18 protein-coding genes are annotated in these 21,335 nt (G+C 63.6%); 3 read left to right on the forward strand and 15 right to left on the reverse strand.

All coding sequences use genetic code 11. The features are described from left to right. Window positions 1–4 precede the first annotated feature (4 nt). From IGS61_RS08760 to IGS61_RS08795, 8 genes are all read right to left on the reverse strand, one after another. Complete coding sequence (locus IGS61_RS08760) at window positions 5–1,024, reverse strand: succinylglutamate desuccinylase (RefSeq protein ID WP_230539217.1); 1,020 nt, start codon at window positions 1,022–1,024, stop codon at window positions 5–7. Further along, the gene (locus tag IGS61_RS08765; RefSeq protein ID WP_230539218.1) at window positions 1,024–5,739 is read right to left on the reverse strand and encodes an NAD-glutamate dehydrogenase domain-containing protein; all 4,716 of its coding nucleotides are present in this window, start codon (window positions 5,737–5,739) and stop codon (window positions 1,024–1,026) included. The genes IGS61_RS08760 and IGS61_RS08765 overlap by 1 nt, the downstream gene beginning before the upstream one ends. A gap of 149 nt (window positions 5,740–5,888) precedes the next feature. Then, on the reverse strand, window positions 5,889–7,229 hold the full coding sequence (gene astB, locus IGS61_RS08770) for an N-succinylarginine dihydrolase (RefSeq protein WP_230539219.1): 1,341 nt from the start codon (window positions 7,227–7,229) through the stop codon (window positions 5,889–5,891). Window positions 7,230–7,238: 9 nt separating this feature from the next. Further along, window positions 7,239–8,720, reverse strand: a complete 1,482-nt coding sequence (gene astD, locus IGS61_RS08775; protein ID WP_230539220.1) for a succinylglutamate-semialdehyde dehydrogenase — start codon at window positions 8,718–8,720, stop codon at window positions 7,239–7,241. Beyond that, window positions 8,713–9,765, reverse strand: coding sequence for an arginine N-succinyltransferase (astA, locus tag IGS61_RS08780; protein ID WP_230539221.1), 1,053 nt, complete (start codon window positions 9,763–9,765; stop codon window positions 8,713–8,715). The genes astD and astA overlap by 8 nt, the downstream gene beginning before the upstream one ends. 13 nt (window positions 9,766–9,778) lie before the next feature. After that, window positions 9,779–10,810 carry an arginine N-succinyltransferase gene (locus tag IGS61_RS08785; RefSeq protein ID WP_230539222.1) on the reverse strand — a complete coding sequence of 344 codons (1,032 nt, stop codon included), beginning with the start codon at window positions 10,808–10,810 and terminating at the stop codon, window positions 9,779–9,781. 95 nt (window positions 10,811–10,905) lie between these two features. Beyond that, window positions 10,906–12,147, reverse strand: a complete 1,242-nt coding sequence (gene astC, locus IGS61_RS08790; RefSeq protein WP_230539223.1) for an acetylornithine/succinylornithine family transaminase — start codon at window positions 12,145–12,147, stop codon at window positions 10,906–10,908. Window positions 12,148–12,288: 141 nt separating this feature from the next. After that, window positions 12,289–13,233, reverse strand: coding sequence for a GlxA family transcriptional regulator (locus IGS61_RS08795; protein WP_230539224.1), 945 nt, complete (start codon window positions 13,231–13,233; stop codon window positions 12,289–12,291). 132 nt (window positions 13,234–13,365) lie between these two features. On the opposite strand from IGS61_RS08795, the gene IGS61_RS08800 reads away from it, so the two are divergent. The 3 genes from IGS61_RS08800 to IGS61_RS08810 all read left to right on the forward strand — a co-directional run bounded on the left by IGS61_RS08800 (window position 13,366) and on the right by IGS61_RS08810 (window position 15,175). Beyond that, window positions 13,366–13,800 (forward strand): MarR family winged helix-turn-helix transcriptional regulator, encoded by a 435-nt coding sequence (locus IGS61_RS08800; protein ID WP_230539225.1) that lies wholly within the window; start codon window positions 13,366–13,368, stop codon window positions 13,798–13,800. A gap of 45 nt (window positions 13,801–13,845) precedes the next feature. Continuing rightward, window positions 13,846–14,130, forward strand: coding sequence for a hypothetical protein (locus IGS61_RS08805; RefSeq protein WP_230539226.1), 285 nt, complete (start codon window positions 13,846–13,848; stop codon window positions 14,128–14,130). Between the two features lie 196 nt (window positions 14,131–14,326). Beyond that, entirely contained in the window at window positions 14,327–15,175 is an 849-nt protein-coding gene (locus tag IGS61_RS08810; protein WP_230539227.1) for an HDOD domain-containing protein, read from the forward strand. Here the strand turns inward: IGS61_RS08810 and IGS61_RS08815 are convergent. The 7 genes from IGS61_RS08815 to yajC all read right to left on the reverse strand — a co-directional run bounded on the left by IGS61_RS08815 (window position 15,172) and on the right by yajC (window position 21,169). Then, window positions 15,172–15,336, reverse strand: coding sequence for a hypothetical protein (locus IGS61_RS08815; protein ID WP_230539228.1), 165 nt, complete (start codon window positions 15,334–15,336; stop codon window positions 15,172–15,174). The two genes, IGS61_RS08810 and IGS61_RS08815, sit on opposite strands and share 4 nt — an antisense overlap. Before the next feature lie 196 nt (window positions 15,337–15,532). After that, on the reverse strand, window positions 15,533–16,159 hold the full coding sequence (locus IGS61_RS08820; protein WP_268993795.1) for a glutathione S-transferase family protein: 627 nt from the start codon (window positions 16,157–16,159) through the stop codon (window positions 15,533–15,535). A gap of 73 nt (window positions 16,160–16,232) precedes the next feature. Beyond that, on the reverse strand, window positions 16,233–16,943 hold the full coding sequence (locus tag IGS61_RS08825; RefSeq protein WP_230539230.1) for a helix-turn-helix transcriptional regulator: 711 nt from the start codon (window positions 16,941–16,943) through the stop codon (window positions 16,233–16,235). Further along, window positions 16,940–17,689 (reverse strand): hypothetical protein, encoded by a 750-nt coding sequence (locus tag IGS61_RS08830; RefSeq protein ID WP_230539231.1) that lies wholly within the window; start codon window positions 17,687–17,689, stop codon window positions 16,940–16,942. Before IGS61_RS08830 ends, IGS61_RS08825 begins: the two co-directional genes overlap by 4 nt. Before the next feature lie 73 nt (window positions 17,690–17,762). After that, on the reverse strand, window positions 17,763–18,785 hold the full coding sequence (gene secF / locus IGS61_RS08835; RefSeq protein WP_230539232.1) for a protein translocase subunit SecF: 1,023 nt from the start codon (window positions 18,783–18,785) through the stop codon (window positions 17,763–17,765). 90 nt (window positions 18,786–18,875) lie between these two features. After that, complete coding sequence (secD, locus tag IGS61_RS08840) at window positions 18,876–20,741, reverse strand: protein translocase subunit SecD (RefSeq protein ID WP_070290808.1); 1,866 nt, start codon at window positions 20,739–20,741, stop codon at window positions 18,876–18,878. A 95-nt stretch (window positions 20,742–20,836) separates the two neighbouring features. Continuing rightward, complete coding sequence (gene yajC / locus IGS61_RS08845) at window positions 20,837–21,169, reverse strand: preprotein translocase subunit YajC (protein ID WP_035822846.1); 333 nt, start codon at window positions 21,167–21,169, stop codon at window positions 20,837–20,839. Window positions 21,170–21,335 lie beyond the last annotated feature (166 nt).

Below are 21,335 nucleotides of genomic sequence, written 5' to 3' on the forward strand. Positions count from 1 at the left end.
ACGATCAAGCCACGCGCACCACCATCAAACCGGCGCGCAAGCCCACCCGCACGTCCGGGTTCGGGAACACCACCAGCTCTTCCGCGTGCCGCACCGTGTAGACGTGCTCGCCATCGCTGGCGATCACGGCATGTTGCGGCAGCGACGTAAAATTCTGCGTGCTGCGATCAAAAGCCATGCGGAATTCATCGCTGTGCTTGATGATTTCCTGCGCCACCTTGAACACGTGCGGTTGCGCCTTGACGGGCTGCGCAGGCAGGCCGCGCAGCAAGCCATCCAGCGCCCGCGACACGTCGTCGAACAGCGATAAATCGTTCTGCCCCAGGGTGCCCACGCGGCCCAGTTCCACCGTGCTGGCGGCCGCGCCGCAATGTTCGGCCGAATAATAACTATACGTGCCGGCCGACTGCGGATTCATGATGATGGCGCCGATGGCCGCCTGGCCCAGCCAGGCTATCAGCTGCGCCTTGGCGTCATCGGCCACCAGGTCCGGCACGATGGCAAACGTGGGGTACACGGAAGGCCGGATGGCCGTGTGCAAATCCAGGTGCCAGCGCACGGAGCCCGCCGCGTCAAAGAACGCTTTGGTCGCGGCGATCATTTCATCGGCGCGCGCGCTTTCCGCCGCTTGCGCCAGGCTGCCCCGCACGGGGCGGAACATGCGATTCAGGTCGGCGTCAATAAAACGCTTGCCGGCACGGATCGCATCGACATTGCCCACGCAGACGAGCAAGTCGACGGCCAGTGCCGACGCATCGCGCGACAAGGCGTCGAGCAAATGCGCGAGCACTTCGATCGGCCCCGTCTCGTCGCCATGCACGCCGACAGAAACGGCCACGCTGGGGCGGCCCTTATCGGCTTGCGGCTTGACGACTTGCAGCATGCCGGGTGCCGGCAAGGCCACCGTGAAACCGGCGTTGGCGAACAGCTGCGCCACACCGCTGAAATCGGCCTGCGCCAGCGCCTGCACGGCTGGCGGCAAGCCGCCAGCACCCTGTCCAACTTGTCGTACTTCTTGCGTCATTACACCGCCGCTTCCACTGCCACTTTATTCACCGCCTCGGAGAGCGTCCACACGTCCAGCATGGCTTGCTCCAGTTCCGTCGCCGCCACATAGGCCGACAGGCCCAGCGCGCCCGTCACCGCATCGACGGCCTGGCCCGCATTGCCTTGCTCGGCGCGCGCCAGCACCTGCGTCAGCAGACGCTGTTGCGTGCGGCGCAGGGCTTGCTGCGCATAGTTGCGCAACTGTTCCTGCGACTTGCCTTGCGCGGCCAGCTTCAGGCCACGCTCCAGCGTGTCGATGCCCGCCTGGCTGCGCAGGGCCAGGCCCACTTGCAGGAAGGCGGCCAGGTCCATCGAGGCAGGGCGCGGCACGGACAGGGCCGGGAACAGGAAGCCGGCAACGACTTCCAGCGCATCGACCGCATCCCACGCCTGCACGAAGGCGGGCGTCAAGCCCGGCACCAGCGCCGCTTCCGACTTGATGCCGACGGCTTTGAGCAGCTCGCGCTTCGATTCCGCACCAAACAGGCCAGTCAGCTCGGCCAGGCCGGCGCCGCGCAGTTGCTCGGCCGGCACGGACAGCACGCCGGCGATCATCGTCTGCTGCAGCACGCGCGTTTGCGCATCGACCCTGATCGACACGTCGCGCGGCACCGTCAGGGCATCCGCGTCGAGCGCGTCGAACACGGGCGCCAGGTTCAGCGCCACCCAGGCCTGGCCCCAGGCCAGAATCACTGCCGACTCGTCCACGCCATGTTCGGCCGCCAGGTTGCGGATCATCAGCGGGCCGCAGCGGTTGATCACTTCATTGGCCAGCACGGTCGCCAGGATGGCATTGGCCAGCGGATGGTCGAGCGCCGAACGGGTTGCCACCAGCAAGGATGGGAAGTAGGGTTTGAGCACCGGCTCGGCCCACGTTTCGTCCGTCAAAGGCAAGGCGGACAGGATGCGCTTGAAGCGGTTCTTCACGTTGGCGATCACCACCGCCAGTTCCGGCGTGGTCAGGCCACGGCCGTCTGCCTTGCGACGTGCCAGTTCGGCCACCGACGGCAGTTGCTCCAGTTCGCGCGACAGGGCGCCCTCTTCTTCCAGGCTGGCGATCAGGGCGGCATAGCCATCCTGCACGGTGCTTTCGCCTTGCGCCTGCAACTCGCGCACCAGCAAATGCGTCTGCTGCGTGTTGTCGCGCAAGACCAGGCGTTCGACGTCGTCCGTCATCGCATACAGCTCGCGGTTGCGTTCGGCTTCCGTCAGCTTGCCCGCATTGACTTCCACGTCCAGCCAGATTTTCACGTTCACTTCATGGTCCGAGCAATCCACGCCGGCCGAATTGTCGATCGCATCGGTGAAGATGCGTCCGCCCGCCAGCGCGAACTCGATACGGCCGGCCTGCGTCGCACCCAAATTCCCCCCTTCGGCCACGACCTTCACGCGCAGCTCATTGCCGCTGACGCGGATATGGTCATTCGCGCGGTCCTTCACCTGTGCGTGCGTCTCGGTCGATGCCTTGATGTAGGTGCCGATGCCGCCGTTGTAGAACAGGTCCACGGGCGACTTCAGGATACGGTGCATCAGTTCTTCCGGCGCCAGCGAGGTTTCTGCGATATCGAGCGCGGCGCGGATCTGCGGCGACAGCTCAATCGTGCGCGCGGAACGCGGATACACGCCGCCGCCTGCCGAAATCAGCTCCTTGTTGTAATCGTCCCACGAGGAGCGCGGCAAGGCGAACAGGCGCGCGCGTTCGTCGAACGAGACGGCGACGTCCGGTGTCGGGTCGAGGAAGATGTGGCGGTGGTCGAATGCGGCCACCAGTTTCAGCTGGCGCGACAGCAATACGCCATTGCCGAACACGTCGCCCGACATGTCGCCCACGCCGACCATGGTGACCGGGGTGGTATTGAGGTCGTGGTCCATCTCATAGAAGTGGCGCTTCACGGCTTCGAATGCGCCCTTGGCCGTGATGCCCAGCTTCTTGTGGTCGTAGCCGTTCGAGCCGCCCGAGGCGAAGGCGTCGCCGAGCCAGAAACCGCGCTGCACGGCGATGCCGTTGGCGATGTCCGAGAACGTGGCCGTGCCCTTGTCGGCGGCCACCACCAGGTACGGGTCGGCGTCGTCGAAGCAGACGGTGTCGACCGGCGGGACGATATTGCCAAGCGAGCGGTTGTCCGTCACTTCCAGCAGGCTGGAAATGAACAGGCGGTAGACGGCTTCGCCTTCGGCCGCGATGGTTTCACGCACGGCGTCCTTCGGCATCATCTTGCAGACAAAACCACCCTTCGCGCCGGCCGGCACGATGACGGCATTTTTGACCATCTGGGCCTTGACGAGGCCCAGCACTTCGGTGCGGTAGTCTTCCATGCGGTCGGACCAGCGCAAGCCGCCACGGGCGACGGGGCCGCCGCGCAGGTGCACGCCTTCGAAGCGGCGCGAGAAGACAAAAATCTCGCGGTAAGGACGCGGTTCCGGCACCAGCGCCAGGCTGCTGGTGTCGAACTTGAAGATGATCTTGTCGCCTTGTTGATTGTTCTGGAAGTAGCTGGTGCGCAGGGTGGCGGCCATCAGGTCGGCCAGCGCGCCGAGGATTTCCTCGGTATCGGCGTGGTTCACGGATGGCAGGCCGGCCTTGATGGCGGCGATTGCCTCCAGGGCGGCTGCATGCTGCGCGTCGGACAGCGAAGGATCAAAGCGCTGCAGGAAGGCTTCGACCAGGGCTTTGACCTGGGCCGGCTGCTTGCGCAGGCTTTCGGCGATGTAGCGCACCGAGAAGCGGCTGCCCGTCTGGCGCCAGTAGCTGGTGTAGGCGCGCACCAGCTGCACTTCGCGCGTCGACAAGCCGCCTTCGATGACGAGGCCATTCAGGCGGCCATCTTCGGCCGTGTCGTTGAACAGGGCGGCAAACAATTCCTGCGCCACGGCGACGACCGATGGCTGCGCCAGTTTCGCCGCGCTGGCGGCATCGACCGTCAGGCTGGTGACGAAATAGCGCGTGGTATCAAGCAGCGAAACCGAGTATGCCTGTTCGCGGTCGATGGCCACGCCCGCATTGTGCAGGGCCGGCAAAATGGTCGACAGCGGCGGCACCTTGTTGGCCGAGTACAGGCGAATGGTGGTAACGGCGCCCGTCTCGATGCGCACGGCCACGTGCGCCGGATCGGTATTGCGCAGGATGGTGTCGAGGTCGCGGAAGGCGACGGCCGGCGCGGTGGCGGCCACGTAGTCGAGCGGCAAAGTAGCGCAGAGTTTGCGCAGGCTGGCGCGCAGGGCCACGTCGGGCACGGCGTCGGCCACGGCGGCAAAGCCGTTATGCCAGCCATCGAGCACGCCCAGCAGCGGCTGTTCGATATCCGTTTCCAGATCCAGCGGGTAGCGCGCGGCGTGGGCGATCAGGTAGACGCGCGCCAGGGGGCCATCGGCCACCAGGGTTTGCGTGCTCACATGCGTGGCGCCGGAACTGGCTTGCAGGGCTTTTGCCAGGCTCGATGCGACGCTGGCGCTGTAGCGCTCGCGCGGCAGGTAGACCAGCACGTTCAGGTGGCGCGCGTACACGTCGCGGCGCGCGAAGACCTTGGTGCGCGGCTGCTTGTACAGCGAAACGACGGAACCGCATACTTGCGCCAGCCAGTCCAGGTCCGCTTCCAGCGCTTCGGTGCGCGGCAGGGATTCGAGGATTTCGCGGAATTTCTCGGCGCGGAAGCCTTGCTGGCGCACGCCGGCCAGGCTCAATACCTTGGCCACGCGGCCGCGCGCAAACGGCAGCGCCGCCAACGGGGTTGAATTGCCGGCGCGGGTGAACAGGCCGACGAAGCAATGCTCGCCCAGGATCGCGCCTTGCGCATCCATGTCGCGCACGCCGATGAAGTCCAGCTGCTGGTCGCGGTGCAAAGTACCCGCCACGTCGGCCTTGACGATGGACAGCGCCGAGTCGCGCTTGGCCAGGGTGTCGAAGTCGCCGGGAATATTCGCCAGGCAGGTGCCGTACACGGGGTGCGCCGTATCCTGCAGCACGCCGACGCGGCTCGGGATGTCGCGTTCGAGTTCACGCACGCCCGGCTTGACGCGGTAATAGGCGTAGCCGAATACTTCAAAGCCGCCGCTGCGGGCCCATTCCAGGAAGGCGGCCACTTCCGCGCCCTCTTCGCCATGCTGCGCTGCAGCCGTGGCGACGGTGGCCAGGCGCTCGCTCATGGCGGCGGCATCGCGGCGCACGACGGCAGCGTCACGCGCGACCGTCTCCAGGGCGGCGACCAGCGCGGCCAGGGCTTCCGGCGCCAGCTCTTCGTCGAGCAGCACCAGCACATACGATTCGAGCGGGTCGCCCGGCTGGCGCACCGCTTCCACGCTGCCATCAAGAGCGCGGCGCACGGGCAGCACGGTATTCATCACGCCGCGCACGGCCAGGTGCTGGCGGCGCATGGCCATGACGATGGAATCGACCAGGTAAGGCATGTCTTCGTTCAGGATCAGCAAGGCGCTCGCCATGCCGCCACGGCCATCCGCATAACGCAGGGTGGCGATTTGGCAGCCGCTGCCGGTGCGCTTGGCCGCTTGCGTGAAGCCGTCAACCAGCACGGGCGCCAGGCTATCGGGCGCGATGTCGGCCAGGTCTTCGGCGTCGAGCGAGTCGAGCCATGCCTGCACCAGCTGCACGACAGGCGCCGCCGCCTTGCCTGCATTGCCAGCCGCGTTAATCAGCTCCAGCGTTTGTGTACGCAAATCTTGTGGCGTGTGATTCATCTTGCATCTCCATTACGGTAATGTGAATGTCCAACGCTGTCGTTCGGGCTTGTGGCTGGGCGGCAGCGGTGTCAAGAGACGGGGGTCGCCCGTCCAATTCTGTGCTACGGATAGTCTGTCTCGGATTTTTTCTGTGTGTTTTCTATCGCCTACAAGTCGTACAATCCCGGTAAGTTGAGGATGATCGTCAATTCTTCAAGCGCCGCATGCACTTCCAGCGCCAGCTGCGGGTCGGCCAGGTCACCCGGCTCCAGATGGTCGCGGTAGTGTTTTTCCACCCACTGCACCAGCCGATGGTACAGCGTTTCCGTCATGATCACGCCCTGGTGCATGGCGCGCGCCTCGGTTTCCGTCAGGGCCACGCGCAAACGCAGGCAAGCGGGCCCGCCGCCGTTGCGCATGCTCTGGCGCAGGTCGAAATGGATCAGTTCATCAATGGGTCCACCGCTGGCCACCAGGCCTTCCAGGTAGCGCGACACGGCGCGGTTTTCCTGGCATTCCTGCGGTATCACCAGCGCCATCTTGCCGCCCTCTTTCGTCAGCAACTGGCTGTTGAACAGATAGCTGGTCACCGCATCCTGGATCGGCACCTGGCCCGTGTCCACGCGCAAGGCTTGCAGTTCCGTCCCGGTGGCGGCGACGGCGCGGCGCAGCTGCGACAGACTTTCCCCTTCATCGGCAAACGCCTGTTCGTGATAGAACAGCACATTGCCATTGCCGACGGCGATGACGTCGTTATGGAACACGCCCTGGTCGATCACTTCCGGATTCTGCTGCACGTACACGGTGCGCTTCGCTTCCAGGCCATGCAGGCGCGCCACGGCTTGCGACGCTTCCAGCGTCTGGCGCGCCGGATAGCGCTTCGGCGACGGAGCGGAAGGATCGAACTCCACCCGGCCATACACGAACAATTCAACGGACGGCGCGCCGTGGTTCGCGCCCAAACGCGTGTGGTTGGCCGCGCCCTCGTCGCCAAAGGCGGGCGTCGACGGCAGCGCGTCGTGCACGGCGAAGTGCTTGTCGTCGCTGAAAATGGCGCGTAGGCTGCGCGCCGACTGCGCGTGCTCGAAGGCGCGGTGCAGCTTGTTATTCAGGTTGGCGGCCGTGAAATGCACGCGGCCATCTTGCGTGTCCGCCGACGGGCTGACCGTGGCGGCATTCGCTGTCCACATGGGCGAGGCGGAATAGGCGCAGGCCAGGATGACGGGCGATTCCTGGTAGGCGCGCGCCAGCACCTCGGCGTCCGTGCCCGTGAAACCGATGGAGCGCAGCAGGCGGAAATTCGGCCGGTCCTGCGGCGGCAGCAAGGCTTGCGCAAAGCCGCGCGCGGCCAGGGCGCGCATCTTGGCCAGGCCCTGCAAGGCGGCCTGCTTCGGATTCGAAGCGCTTTTCACATTGCTGAACGAGGCCACGTTGCCGAACGACAGTCCGGCATAGTTATGCGATGGCCCGACCAGGCCGTCAAAATTGTATTCGCGCGTGCTGTGCATGGGGTTTCCTTAAAAATTCAGGCCGGGCGACAGCTTGGCCGGCAGTTCCAATACGCTGTTCTCGATCGACGCGACCGGGTAGGCGCAATAGTCGGCTGCGTAATACGCGCTAGGACGGTGGTTGCCCGACTTGCCGATGCCGCCAAACGGCGCCGTGCTGGCCGCGCCCGTGGTCGGACGATTCCAGTTGATGATGCCGGCGCGCGCGCGCGTTTGAAAAGTTTGCCACAGGGCAGGATCGTCGGACAGCAGCGCCGCGGCCAGGCCGAATTCGGTGGCGTTGGCGACCTTCAGGGCCGCATCGAAATCGGCCACGCGTATCACTTGCAGCAGGGGGCCGAACCATTCTTCGTCGGGGATGCCGGCGGCAGCGGTGACGTCGACGATGCCGGCCGTGACAAAGCCCGCCTCGGGATTCAACTGGCGCATCTGCAGCAGGGTGGTGCCGCCCTTGGCGACCATGTCCGCCTGCGCCTGCACCAGGCGCGCGGCTACGGCACTGGACACCACTGGCCCCATGAACGGCTGCGGCTGTGCGTCAGAGGCGCCGATGCCCAGTTTCGCCGCCACTTCCACCAGGCGCGCCACAAAAGCGGCACCAAAGGCGTTGTCCTGTACCACCAGGCGGCGCGCGCAGGTGCAGCGCTGCCCGGCCGAGACAAAGGCCGAGAAGATCGCGTGGTGCACGGCGGCGTCCACATCCTTCACGTCCCATACGACGAGGGCGTTGTTGCCGCCCATTTCCAGCGCCAGCATCTTGCCCGGCTGGCCGCCGAACTGGCGGTGCAGGCTGATGCCGGTCTGGCAGGAACCCGTAAACAGCACGCCGTCGAGGTGCGCATTGGCGCCCAGCGCCACGCCCGTATCGCGCCCGCCGTTGACGAGGTTGACGACGCCATTCGGCAAGCCCGCCTGCTGCCACAGCTGCACGGTTTTGATGGCCGTGCGCGGCGCGTATTCGCTGGGCTTGAAGACGATGGTGTTACCGGCGATCAGGGCCGGCACGATATGGCCGTTCGGCAGGTGGCCCGGGAAGTTATACGGGCCGAAGACGCCGAACACGCCATGCGGACGGTGGCGCAGCACGGCATCGCCATCGGCGATCTTGCTTTGCGTGATGCCCGTGCGCGCGTGGTACGACTGTACCGAAATATCGATCTTGTTGGCCATGGTGGCCACTTCCGTGCGCGACTCCCACAAGGGCTTGCCCACTTCTTCCGAAATCAAGAGCGCCAGCGCCTCGGCATGCTCCTTGAGCAGCTCGCGAAAGCGCACGCAGATGGCAATGCGCTCGTCGACGGGGGTATCGGCCCACGCTTCAAAGGCCGCGCGGGCGGCCTGGCAGGCTTGTCCGACTTCTTTCTCGGTCGCTTCCAGGCTGGCCCAGGTCTGCTTGCCGTTCGACGGGTCGATGGTGACGAGTTCGCGGCCCGTGCCCGGCAGCCAGGCGCCGTTGATGAAGTTCGATTGCGTGGTATTCACATTAGACATGGGGATGCTTCCTCGGGTTGAGTGACAAGGTGCGCACGGTATCGCCGTGATGGCAGCGCAGCAGATGCAGTTCATCGTCGTCCAGCGCGAGCTTGCCGCTATGCGGATTGGCGCTGGTGACGATCATGCGGAAATCTTTCAGGTCGGTGTTCGACACCAGGTAAGGTTCGGCCTGGGCGGCGTCGCCGCACGCTTCCGACGCAGCCCCGGCGTCGAGCACGGCCGGCATACTGTCGCGCATGGCGCGCAGTTCGGAGACGCGCGCCTGCAGCACGGGACCGGCGTCGAAAATGTCGACATAGCCTTCGAAGTGCAAGCCTTCCTGTTCCAGCAAACGGCGCGCGGGCGCCGTGCTCAGATGCACCTTGCCGATGACTTCCTGCGCCTCGTCGGGCAGGTAGGCCACGTACATGGGCTGGCGCGGCATCAGTTCGGCGATGAACGATTTCTTGCCCAGGCTGGTCAGGTCGTCGACGTGGTGGAAATCCATCTTGAAGAAGTGGCGGCCCAGGCCTTCGTAGAACGGCGAGCTGCCGTCCGGCGCCTGGTAGCCGCGCATCTCCGCGATCAGCTTTTCCGTAAACAGGTGCGGGAACTGGGCGATAAACAGAAACCGGCTTTTCGACAGCAGCTTGCCGTTGTTGCCGCTGCGGTAATCGGGGTGCAAAAACAGCGAGCACAGTTCCGTGCTGCCCGTCAGGTCGTTCGACAGGTACAAGGTTTCCATGCGCGTAAACACGTCGAGTTCGCGGCTGGAATGGACCAGGGTGCCGATGCGGTAGTTATAGAACGGCTCTTCCAGGCCCACGGCGCCCTTGATGGCGCACACGCCGGCCAGGCGGCCCGTGTCGGTATCCTCCATGACGAACATGTAGTCGCGCTTGTCGGGCGCGATGGTTTCGGCGAACGAGGCGCAGGCAATCGCCAAGCGGTCGCCCAGCATTTTCATGTCCGGCTTGAGGGTGGTCATGCCGGTGCCGACCTGGCTGGCCAGGCCGTACAGGGCATCGAGGTCATTGGCGTTGATGGCGCGTACTACTAGCATAATGTTCTCTCGGTTAGATGCGCACGCAAATGACGCTGTCGCCTTCGGCCACGGCCAGCGCTTCCAGCAGCTCGGCCGGCAAGCCAACGGTGTCCTGCGCTTCGAGCGCATCGCAGGTGAAGGTGACGGCGCGGAAGTTGCGCTCCGCGCCCGAAGCGATCGCGTAATGCACTTTCAGGCCCGTGCGGCTGGGCGTGACGCCTGCGACCACGCGGCGCGTGAGCGAGCCCGTAAACGAGCGCAGCGCATGCTTGTGCGCCTGCAGGATCGGGCCGCCATCGAAGATGTCGATGTAATCGTCCGCTTCAAAGCCTTCTTCCGTCAGCAAATTGAACGCTAGTTCGCCGCTCGGGTGGATCTGGCCCATGGCCGCCTGCGCGTCGCCAGGCAGCAGGGGCACGTACACGGGATAGTGCGGCATCAGTTCGACGATCAAGGTGCGGTTGCGGGCGCCGCCGATGACTTTTTCGGCATCGAGGAAATCCATCTGGAAGAACTTGCGGCCCAACGCGTCCCAGAACGGCGACTGGCCGTTGGCGTCCGTGATGCCGGCCAGCGGCACGAAGAAGCGATCGCCGAAACGGTGCGGCGCAAGCACGGCGAACAGCAGCCGCGCGCGCGACAGCAGGGCCGCTTCCAGGCCCGCCTGCTCCATGTTGCGCACAAAGAAGCCAGACAGCTGCGAGTACGCCGTCAACTCCGAGCACAGGGTCAGCGCATGCACGCTGTGGCTGATGTTCAGGTCGCGCGAGACTTGCTGAATGACGTCGTTGCGAAAGGAAAAATAGGTGCCGTTCGAGCCAGCCGAGGCGAAGATGGCGGCCGTACCGGCAATGCTCTTGTCGAACAGGGATTCAAGCACGAAGAGATACGACTCTTCGCTGGGGATGTCGACATGGGCGGCAAACGAGGCGATGGAGCGCTCGACGGAGGCGGCGATTTTCTCGCGCGTCTTCGGCAGGGTATGGACACCCGGCATGGTTACCGCGGCCAGCGCTTCGAGGGCTGCAATATCCGCAATTTCTACCGGACGGACAACATACATGGGTACTCCTTCAATGCTGACGATGCTGGGGGTAGAACCAAGCCGGCCCGCAGCAAAGCGGCGGGCCGGTGATCAAACAGGGAGCGAGGCTAGCCTCAGGCTTTCAGCATGCCGTCGATGGCGGCGCGCAGCAGACGGCCCGCTTCGGCAATCTGTTCGTCCGAGACGATCAGGGCCGGCGCCAGGCGCACCACGTCCATGCCGGCGATCAGCACCATCAAGCCTTGCGCTTCGGCCGCTTTCTGGATGTCTTTCGCGCGGCCCTTCCAGGCATCGCTGACGACCAGGCCCAGCAGCAAACCGCTGCCGCGCACCACGGAGAACACTTGCGGGTAATCCGTGATCAAGCCTTGCAGCATGGCGATGGTGTTGACGCTGGCTTCCTTGACGCGCGCCAGGAATGCCGGCGTGTTGATCGTCTCCAGCACGGTCAGGGCCACGGTGGCGGCCAGCGGGTTGCCGCCGTAGGTGGTGCCATGGGTGCCGACGGCCAGGGTTTGCGCCAGTTCGTTGGTGGTCAGCATGGCGCCGATCGGGTAGCCGTTGCCCAGCGCCTTGGCGGCCGTCAGGATGTCCGGCGTGACGCCATAGCCCATGTAGGCAAACAACGCGCCAGTGCGGCCCATGCCGCTCTGGACTTCGTCGAAAATCAGCAGCGCGCCCGTCTTGTCGCACAGGGCGCGCAGCTCCTTGAGGAATTCCGGATTACCCGGCACCACGCCGCCTTCGCCCTGTACCGGCTCGACGATCACGGCGCACACGTCATCGCCGATGGCGGCGCGCGCCGCTTCGATGTCGTTGTAGGCGATATGGTCGATCGACGGCGGCAGCGGCTCGAAGCCTTCCGTGTACTTGGCCTGGCCGCCGACGGAGACGGTAAACAGGGTGCGGCCGTGGAAGGAGCTGAAGCACGAGATGATGCGCGACTTGTGCGCGCCGAACTTGGTGTGCGCGTACTTGCGTGCCAGTTTCAGGGCCGCTTCGTTGGCTTCCGCGCCCGAGTTGCAGAAGAAGGCGCGGTCGGCGAAGGTCGCTTCCGTCAGGGCCAGCGCCAGGCGCAGCACGGGCTCGTTGGTGTAGCCGTTGCCCAAATGCCACAAATTATTGATTTGCTTGGTCAGCACGTCGACCAGGGCCGGATAGCAGTGGCCCAGGCTGTTGACGGCGATGCCGGAGGTGAAATCGAGGTAATGCTTGCCCGACTGGTCCCACAGGTCCAGTCCGGAACCGCGCACGGGCACCATGGCTGCAGGGGCGTAGGTAGGAACGAGGACCTGGTCAAAGGTTTCCCGGGTGACTGGACGAGCCGTTACGGTCGAATCAAGCTTGGCATTCATAGCATTTCCCCATCAATATGTTAGGTACTCCGCAGCTACGACAGCTACGTGTGTACTGCATTATAAAAAGCGGGATGCTAAAACTCTTTTGAATCTGCGACAAGGATTTTCACAATTCATCACAGCTCAATGCGCCAGACGTCAGGCCGGCGGCATCAGCTTTCTTTGCCGCTCTTCGCGCGGCGTATTGCCAAACAAGGCGCCAAACGCCGTGGAAAAGTGCGAGCCGGAGGAAAAGCCGCACATCAGGCCCACTTGCACGATGGAATAATGTGTATCAAGCAACAATTGCCGTGAGCGCTGCAGGCGCAGCTCCAGGTAGTAGCGCGACGGCAGGCTGCCCAGGTATTGCTTGAACAGCCGCTCCAGCTGGCGCCGCGACAGGCCCACCAGGCTGGCGATGTCGTCGGTCGACAGCGGTTCCTCGATATTGGCTTCCATCAAGGTCACCGCTTCGGACAGTTTCGGCTGCAGCACGCCGAAGCGCGCCTGCAGGGCCACGCGCTGGCGCTCTTCCTTGCCGCGCACCTTGTCCACGCACAGCGCTTCCTTGACGAGCGCCTGCACGTCGGCGCCAAAGATGGTCTCGATCAGGGTCAGCGAAAAGTCGATGCTGGCCGCGCCGCCGCAGCAGGTGATGTGGGGGCCGTCGATGTCGAACAGGTGCGGCGTCAGGATGGCCCGTTCCGCCTTCGCTTCCGCATCGGCATACAGGGCCCATGGCAAGGCGATGCGCACGCCATCCATGACGCCCGCGTCGGCCAGCCACAGCACGGCCGCGCCCACGCCGCCCCAGAACGGCGCCGAACGGCAGCGCTCGATCACGGCCCGGCACAGCTCGGCGCGCAGCGGCGCCTGCGTTTCATCGGCCACCAGCAGCGCAATATGCCAGTTGCCGCCCTGCGCGGCCACCTGTTCCGGCGTGCGCACGTCCAATTGCAGGGCATCGGGCCCCAGCGCCCGCGCGCACAGGCGCAGCGGCTGCACCAGGCCAGCCCAGGTGATCGACTCGGCATCGCCGGCATGCACCAGCAGCAAACGCAGCGGTTTGTCGAGGCCGATACGGGAAAGATTAGCGAAGGACATCGGCGGGGGCGGGATCGGGGCAAGGGCTGAGTTGCTCACATGATACCGGACTTCCGCCCCATCCAGCCCCTGCCGCGACAACCCGCCGGGACGCGGCGGAAAAAAGCGGGGCGGAAGGATATAATCACACCCATGGGTGAACGATATTTAAAAAGTATCCGGCTGCTGGCCGAATGCATGCAAGGCTTCGAGCGGTTTTCTAGCGACTTCGTGCGCCAGTACGGCTTGACGCATGCGCAATTCGACATCATTGCCACGCTCGGCAACACTTGCGGCATGTCCTACAAGGAACTGGGCCAGAAAACCCTGATTACCAAGGGTACGTTGACGGGCGTGGTGGACCGGCTGGAACAAAAGGGGCTGGTGATACGCGAACGTTGTCCACGCGACAAGCGTTCCTATTACGTGCGCCTGAGCTGCGAAGGGGAACAGGTGTTCCATGACGTGTTCCCAAAGCTGACACAACAGGGCCAGCGCCTGTTCGACGGCTATACCGAAGACGATTTCATGCGTCTCGAAAGCACCCTGGCGGGCTTGAAACACGCCATCGCCAACGGCCACGGCTGACCATTCACCAAGCACAGACATTCAAACAAGACAAAGGAAACCAAGTTGAAAACCTCACTGCTCGAAGGCAAAAAGCCTGCTCATTTCGATAAACACATCATCGGCAACCTGCTGCTCAACGCCAGCACGCCGGAACTGGTACGCCAGGAAAAACTGATCATCGGCGTGCGCAACGAAGACGGCGAAATCTACCGCCTGATCGGCGCCACCAAGCACAACAGCTTCATGAACGCCGTCGAGGAACTGTTCGACCTGGGCTTGACGGATGAACTGGAAGACAGCGACGAGCTGGTGGAAGGCTGCGACGCGATCTTCAGCGAAGTTCTGTAGTAGCGCTGAACAGGACCTGCTGCGCAGTCGTCCTGTCCAGCGCTGTGACGATCGCTGTCGTTAAAAAAAGGCATGTCAACAATATAGGCATGCCTTTTTCCGTTTACGGGGCTTTACTTGCCTTTTACTCGCTTGTTTGCGAAAAGATCACGGTTAAAAAGTTCCGTACGGAAATATTGCGAGTATAATTTTTTCAATGAACAGACTCGACGCCTTTAAAAGCATCGCCGCACAAGCCGCTCGTGGCGAGCTGACCTTTCCTGCCAATGTGGACGCTTCGCTCAAGCTGCAAGAGGCGCTGTCCGATCCCGACTGCCATATCGAGGCCGCCGCCAAGCTGGTGCAGGCAGACCCGCTGCTGGCGGCGCGCACGGTGGCCATCGCCAATTCGGCGGCGTTCAACCGTTCCGGCAATGAAATCACCAGCGTGCGCAATGCCGTGCAGCGGCTCGGCGTGCGCACCCTGCAATCGGTGGTGGCATCGCTGATCGTGCGCCAGCTGGGCAGCACCATCACCGATCCCGCGCTGCAGGCGAAGGCCAACCAGCTGTGGGAGCATACGGCCCACGTGGCGGCCCTGTCGCAGGTACTGGCCCGCCGCGTCACCAAGGTGGATCCCGATACGGCCCTGTTTGCCGGCATCATGCATGAAGTGGGCGGCTTTTATCTGCTGTCGCGCGCGGCCGAATTCCCCGGCATCCTCGACGGCGAACCGCAGGACTGGGTCGAACATGGCGAACAAGCCATCGGCCATGGCGTCCTGACCAAACTGAAGGTGCCGGAAGCGGTAATGGGCGCCATCGATGCGCTGTGGGAAGGCTTGCGCGCCATTCCGCCCGAATCGCTGGGCGACACCCTGCTGCTGGCGAATGACCTGGCGCCCGTCTCGTCCCCGCTCAACGAAAGCCCGGCCGCCATCGCCGTGCGGGCCGCCCGCGCCGCGCGCAGCATCGATTGCCTGATCGGCGACGATGCGACCTTGTCAAGCATCATGGAAGAATCGGATGATGAAGTGCAGTCGCTGCTGAAGGTGCTCGTGCACTAGCCTGCAGGCTTCTTGGCCGCTGGCGGCGGTGCCGCCGGCTTGACCGTTTCGACGATCAGCACATGCTTGTCCATGGCCTGCGTTCCCTGCTTTTGCTGGGCGACCTGCGTGGCGACCGCCCTGGTACTCAACAGCGGTTTCGGATGGCGTGGCATGAACATGGCGTACCTGCTGGAAGTGGAATGTGCCCATTTGTGCGGCGATTGTCAGATTATCAAGCCATTTTTTATACGCCAGACAAAAAAAACCCGCTCGAAAGCGGGTAAAGTCCAAAGCTAGGGATGTCCTGAAAGAGACAGCTCTATCTTATGCGGTGCGCCGCGCCGGCTCCGTGCGCTGGCACACTTAGCGCGCAGATTATCCCGGCAACAGTTCCACGTCCGTTTCCTGCCAGGCGCGCAGTTGCCGCACGCGGGCAAACCACGCCTGGATATGCTGGTACTGCGCCAGCGGCAGCCGCACGGCCTCGCTGTACATCAGCGGCGCGGCCACGGCGAAATCGGCCAGGGTCAAGGCATCGCCGCAAAGCCAGTCGCGGCGCGCCAGATGCGCGTCCAGCACCACCGCGCATTCATGCAGGTCGCGCTCGCCACGCGCCTCTTCCAGCGGATCCGCCGGACCATTGCCTGTCATGCCCTTCCAGGCGCGTTCCCAGGCCAGCACGCTGATGGCGGGCGCGAAGTGCTGCGCGGCCCAGAACAGCCAGCGGTTGACGTCGGCGCGCGCCTGCGGCGCCTGCGGATAAATCGTCTGGCCCGGCACCTGCTCGGCCAGGTATTGCATGATGGCGCACGATTCCCACAGCAGGAAAGCGCCATCGGCCAGCACGGGCACCTTGCCGTTCGGGTTCAGTTCGAGCAGGCGGCGGCGGTCGTCCGCATTCATCAGGTCGACTTCGGCCAGTTCCAGCGGCAGACCGAGGTGGATCGCCGTCATCAGGGCACGGCGGGCATTCGAGGACATAGGGTGGTGGTACAGGCGCATGATGGATGGCTCCGGTGAGTGAAGAAGCCACCATCGTAGTTGCCGTCACTGACAATTTTTGTCAGGAGCGAAATCAGGATTCGGGGTCGATATCATGCACCTTGCGCCAGGCATCGAGCAGCACATGGCGGCGCGTGGGATAGCGCCCCTCATGCTGCTGCACGCTGGCGATGCGGTCGATGCGGAAATGCCGGTAATCGCCGCGCAGCTCGCACCAGGCGGCCAGCAGACGCTTGCCCTCAAAAAAGGCCAGGGCAAACGGCCACACCGTGCGCGAGGTGGCGCTGCCATGCTCATCCTGATAGGCGAGCGTGAGCTTCTGTTCGTAGCGGATCGCCTCGCGCACGGGCTGCACATACCGGTCGGCCGGGTCGGCCGGCTGCGTGCCGTCGGCGGGACGGCCCAGCGGCACCCACAGGCTGGTCTCGGCCATGCTGTCGCGCAAATCGCGCGGCGAGGCGGCCGCGATCTTGGCCAGGGCATTGCTGGCCGCCTGCGCCAGGCCCGCATCGCCCTGGCGGCGCACCCAGCGCGCGCCCAGCACCAGCGCTTCCAGTTCATCGGCCCCGAACATCAGCGGCGGCAGGAAGGCGCCGCGGCGCAGCACGTAGCCGATGCCCGCCTCGCCCTGCAGGGGCGCGCCCAGTTCGGCCAGGGTCTGGATATCGCGGTAAATCGTGCGCTCGGAGACACCCAGCTGCTGCGCCAGCTGGGCCGCCGTGACGGGCACGCGCTTGGCGCGCATGGCGTCCATCAGCAGGAACAAGCGGCCGCTGCGGCTCATGGGCAGGCCCGCAAAGCCTGGTCGCCCATGACGAGGGCCGACAGGGCCGGCACGTACAGATAACCGTCGGGCGCCAGGCGCGATGCGCGCGGCCCCTCTTCCACGCCGGCGATACCGTAGCAGTGCGCCAGGCGGGTTGCGGCCGGCCACCAGTAGACGACGGCCTCCTGGTCAGGAAAGCGCTGGCGCACGCTCTCGGCCTGCGCCGCCACTTGCGGGAAAGCGCGGTAAAAGGCGGAAGCAATGCCCAGTTCCGCGGCAAACGACGCTTCCTGCGCCGCAGTCTCCGTCAACTGAGCCGCCAGCGCCGCCGTGTCGCGTTCCAGGTCCTCGGCCGCCACGCCAGCCTCGGCCAGGATGCGGCGCATCTGTGCCGGGCTCGCCTGCGCGCGCAGGAACGCCGATTCCTGCAGCGCCAGCACGGCGCCGCCGGGGATGCTTTTGTGCCGCGCGGCCGGGAAGACATACAGGGCGCAGCTGCCCGCACACACCGTGTCGATGGCGATATCGAGCCGTAGCTGGCGCACCAGGCGTCCCAGCTGCATGGCCGCCTGCGGTTCGCCAGCATCGCTATTCACGCGCAACAGCGTCGTACCCGGCGTGGCCAGCTGCCGCAGCGTGTCCACGTCGCCGCCGGCAATCGGGCCGCGCAGGGCGATGGCGCCGCTGTCCACACGGCTCAATTGCGCGGCACTGGCCAAGGTGCCGATGCCTGCCATGATGCCCATCACTATCAAACGCTTCATCGTCATCCACCATAAAAAAAACGACCACCGCAAACGGTGATCGTTCTTCATTCGACCTGCAAAAAACCTGCGCTTACACCACGGCGCCGTCGGTTTCGTCTTTTTCCTTGATCGGCTTGATCAAGTCTTCGCGCTTGACGCCCAGCCACATGGCGATCGAGGCCGCGACGAACACGGACGAGTAAATACCGAAGCAGATACCGATGGTCAGCGCCAGTGCAAAGTGGTGCAGGGTCTGGCCGCCGAAGACCAGCATCGACAGCACCATCATCTGGGTCGAGCCGTGGGTGATGATGGTACGCGAAATGGTGCTGGTGATCGCGTTGTCGATCACTTCATGCACGGAAGCCTTGCGCTGCTTGCGGAAGTTTTCGCGGATACGGTCAAAGATCACCACCGATTCGTTGACGGAATAACCGAGCACCGCCAGGATCGCCGCCAGTACCGTCAGCGAGAATTCCCACTCGAAGAAGGCGAAGAAGCCCAGGATGATCACCACGTCGTGCAAGTTGGCGATAATGGCCGAGACAGCGTATTTCCATTCGAAGCGTACGGCCAGGTAAGCCATCACGCCGAGAATTACCACCACCAGCGCGTTCAAGCCGTTCTGCTTCAGTTCCTCGCCCACTTGCGGACCGACGAATTCAACCTTCTGCAGTACCACCGCTTCATTGCCGGCGGTGTCCATGCAGGCGCTCTTGATGACGTGCTCGCCCTTTTCGGTGACGGTGTCGACGCCCTTGGTCGTGCCTTGCTCGGCCTTGCACAGGGCTTCAAACACGCGCTGCGAGGTGTTCGCGGCGCTGACGCCATTTTCCACCGGCAGGCGGATCATGACGTCGCGCGCCGTATCGAAGCTGGTCACGCCCGGCTCTTCATAACCCAGGCCGATCAAGGTGCCGCGTATGCCTTCAAGGTTGGCCGCTTTCGGGTACTTCACCTCCATCACGGTGCCGCCCTTGAATTCCACGGACAGGTGCAAGCCCTTGTGGAACAGGAAGAAGACGGCGGCAAGGAAGGTCACGGCCGAAATCACGTTGAAAATCAACGCATGGCGCATGAAGGGAATATCTTTTTTGATCCGGAAAAATTCCATGAAATCCTCTGAGTTCTATTCTGTGCATCCGGCGGCTGGGCCACCGGACGCGATCGCTGTTGACGCTATTGGGTAAGGCTGGGCCGTCGCTTATTTGCTGGTGCCCGGCACCCACACCGTGCCGATCGACAAGGTCGTCAGCTTTTTCTTGCGGCCATACCAGAGGTTGACCACGCCGCGCGACACGAACACGGAGGAGAACATCGAGGTCAGGATACCCAGGCAATGCACGACAGCGAAGCCGCGCACGGGACCGCTGCCGAAGGCCAGCAGTGCCAGGCCGACGATCAGGGTGGTCACGTTCGAGTCCAGAATCGTGGCCCAGGCGCGGTCGAAGCCGGCGGCGATCGCCGCTTGCGGCGTATTGCCGGCGCGCAGCTCTTCACGGATACGTTCATTGATCAACACGTTGGCGTCAATCGCCATGCCCAGCGCCAGCGCGATAGCGGCGATACCTGGCAAGGTCAAGGTCACCTGGATCATCGACAACAAGCCGACCAGCAACAACAGGTTGGTGGCCAGGGCCAGCACGCTGAAGGCGCCGAACAGCATGTAGTAGGCGATCATGAAGATGGCGATGGCGATGAAACCGTACAAGGTCGAGTGGAAGCCCTTGGCGATGTTTTCCGCGCCCAGTTGCGGTCCGATCGTGCGTTCTTCGATGACGGTCATCGGTGCGGACAGGGCGCCCGAGCGCAGCAGCAGCGCCAGTTCATTCGCGTTTTCCGCGCCGCCCATGCCGGTGATCTGGAAGCGCGAACCGAGTTCCTGCTGGATGGTCGCGACCGACAGCACTTCCGGCTTGCCCTTTTCAAACAGCACGATGGCCATCCGCTTGCCCACGCGTTCGCGCGTCGCTTCGCGCATCTTGCGTCCGCCGTCGCCGTTCAGATCGATCGACACGGCCGCTTGCTGGTTCTGGTCGAAGCTGGCCGTGGCGCTGGAGATATAGTCGCCCGTCAGGATTACGTCTTTCGCCAGTACGACAGGGACGCCCTTGCCGACGGTGAACAATTCCGAGTTGAACGGAATGGCGCTCGACAGTTCGGTGCCAGGCACGATGCTTTCATCGACCAGACGCACTTCCAGGGTCGCCGTGCGGCCGATGATGGCTTTCGCGCGGGCCACGTCCTGTACGCCAGGCAATTGCACCACGATGCGGTCGGGACCTTGCTGCTGGATCAGCGGCTCGGCCACGCCCAGCTCGTTGACGCGCTTGGAGAGGGTGGAGATATTCTGTTTCACGCCTTCGTCGATGGTAGCCTTCAGGGCCGCCGGCTTCAGGGTGATGTTCAATTTCAAATCGCTGCCTTCACCCGCATCGGCGAACGCCAGTTCCGACATCTGGTCGGACAGCACATTTTTTGCCTTCAGGCGCGTTTCCGCGTCGCGGAAGTTGATTTGCACACTGTCGCCCACGCGCTCGATGCCGGCGTGGCGGATATTCTTGTCGCGCAACACGCTACGCGCGGCGGACTGGACGCCCTGGACTTTCTTGTTCAGTACTGCTTTCGCATCGACCTGCATCAGGAAGTGCACGCCGCCGCGCAAGTCCAGGCCCAGGAACATGGGCAAGGCATGCAATTTTTGCATCCACATCGGGGTATTGGCTTGCAGATTGACCGTCACGATATACGCAGGGTCGCTGGCATCGGGATTCAGGTCCTTTTCCAGCACCAGTTTCGCCTTGAACTGGGTATCGGGATCGGCGAAACGCACGCGCACGGAGGCGAGGTTGCCAGCGCCATCCATGGTGACACCTTCCGACTTGACGTTTTCTTTCGTCAATATTTGCTCGACTTGCGTCATCAGCTCGCCCGTCACCTTGACGGTCGACTTGCCGCTGGTTACTTGCAGCGCCGGTGACTCACCGAAATAATTGGGCGCCGTATAGAGTGCGCCCAGCAATAAGGCGACGACGATGATGATGTATTTCCAGGCAGGATAGCGATTCATAGTGATTCAGCGTTCAGTGTTGAGCGTCGGAGGCGTCGCGAGGGGCGGCCGATAGCCGCCCCGGTCATCATTGCCGAAGCAATGACAGCGAGGAATTACAGTGCCTTCAGGGTGCCTTTAGGCAGCAAGGTGGTAATGGAGCTCTTTTGCACCGTGATTTCGGTGCCGGCCGCCACTTCGATGGTGACGTAAGCGTCCACTACCTTGACAACACGGCCCAGCATGCCGCCGGCGGTGACGACTTCGTCACCCTTGGCCAGCGCGTCCATCATCGCCCGTTGTTCTTTGGCGCGTTTTTGCTGTGGGCGGATCATCAGGAAATACATGACCACGAACATCAATACCAGCGGCAGGAAGCTGGTCAGGTTGCCGCCGAGGCCCAGGGCTTCGGTTGGGGCTTGCGCATAAGCGTTGGAAATGAAAAACACGGTGACTCCAGTTCTAATCAGTTTGAAAAAATAGCGCTGTATTCTAGCATTGGCTATACGTCATAACCCGAATTGCAGCCATGGCAACTTTAAATGGGGCTAAAAAAGCATTATGCAATGCTTTATCGCCCCCGTCCAAGCACCAATACACAAAACTTCCGGCCAT

Origin of the sequence: Janthinobacterium sp. FW305-129, assembly GCF_020858115.1 — a bacterium.
GTDB lineage: Bacteria > Pseudomonadota > Gammaproteobacteria > Burkholderiales > Burkholderiaceae_D > Janthinobacterium.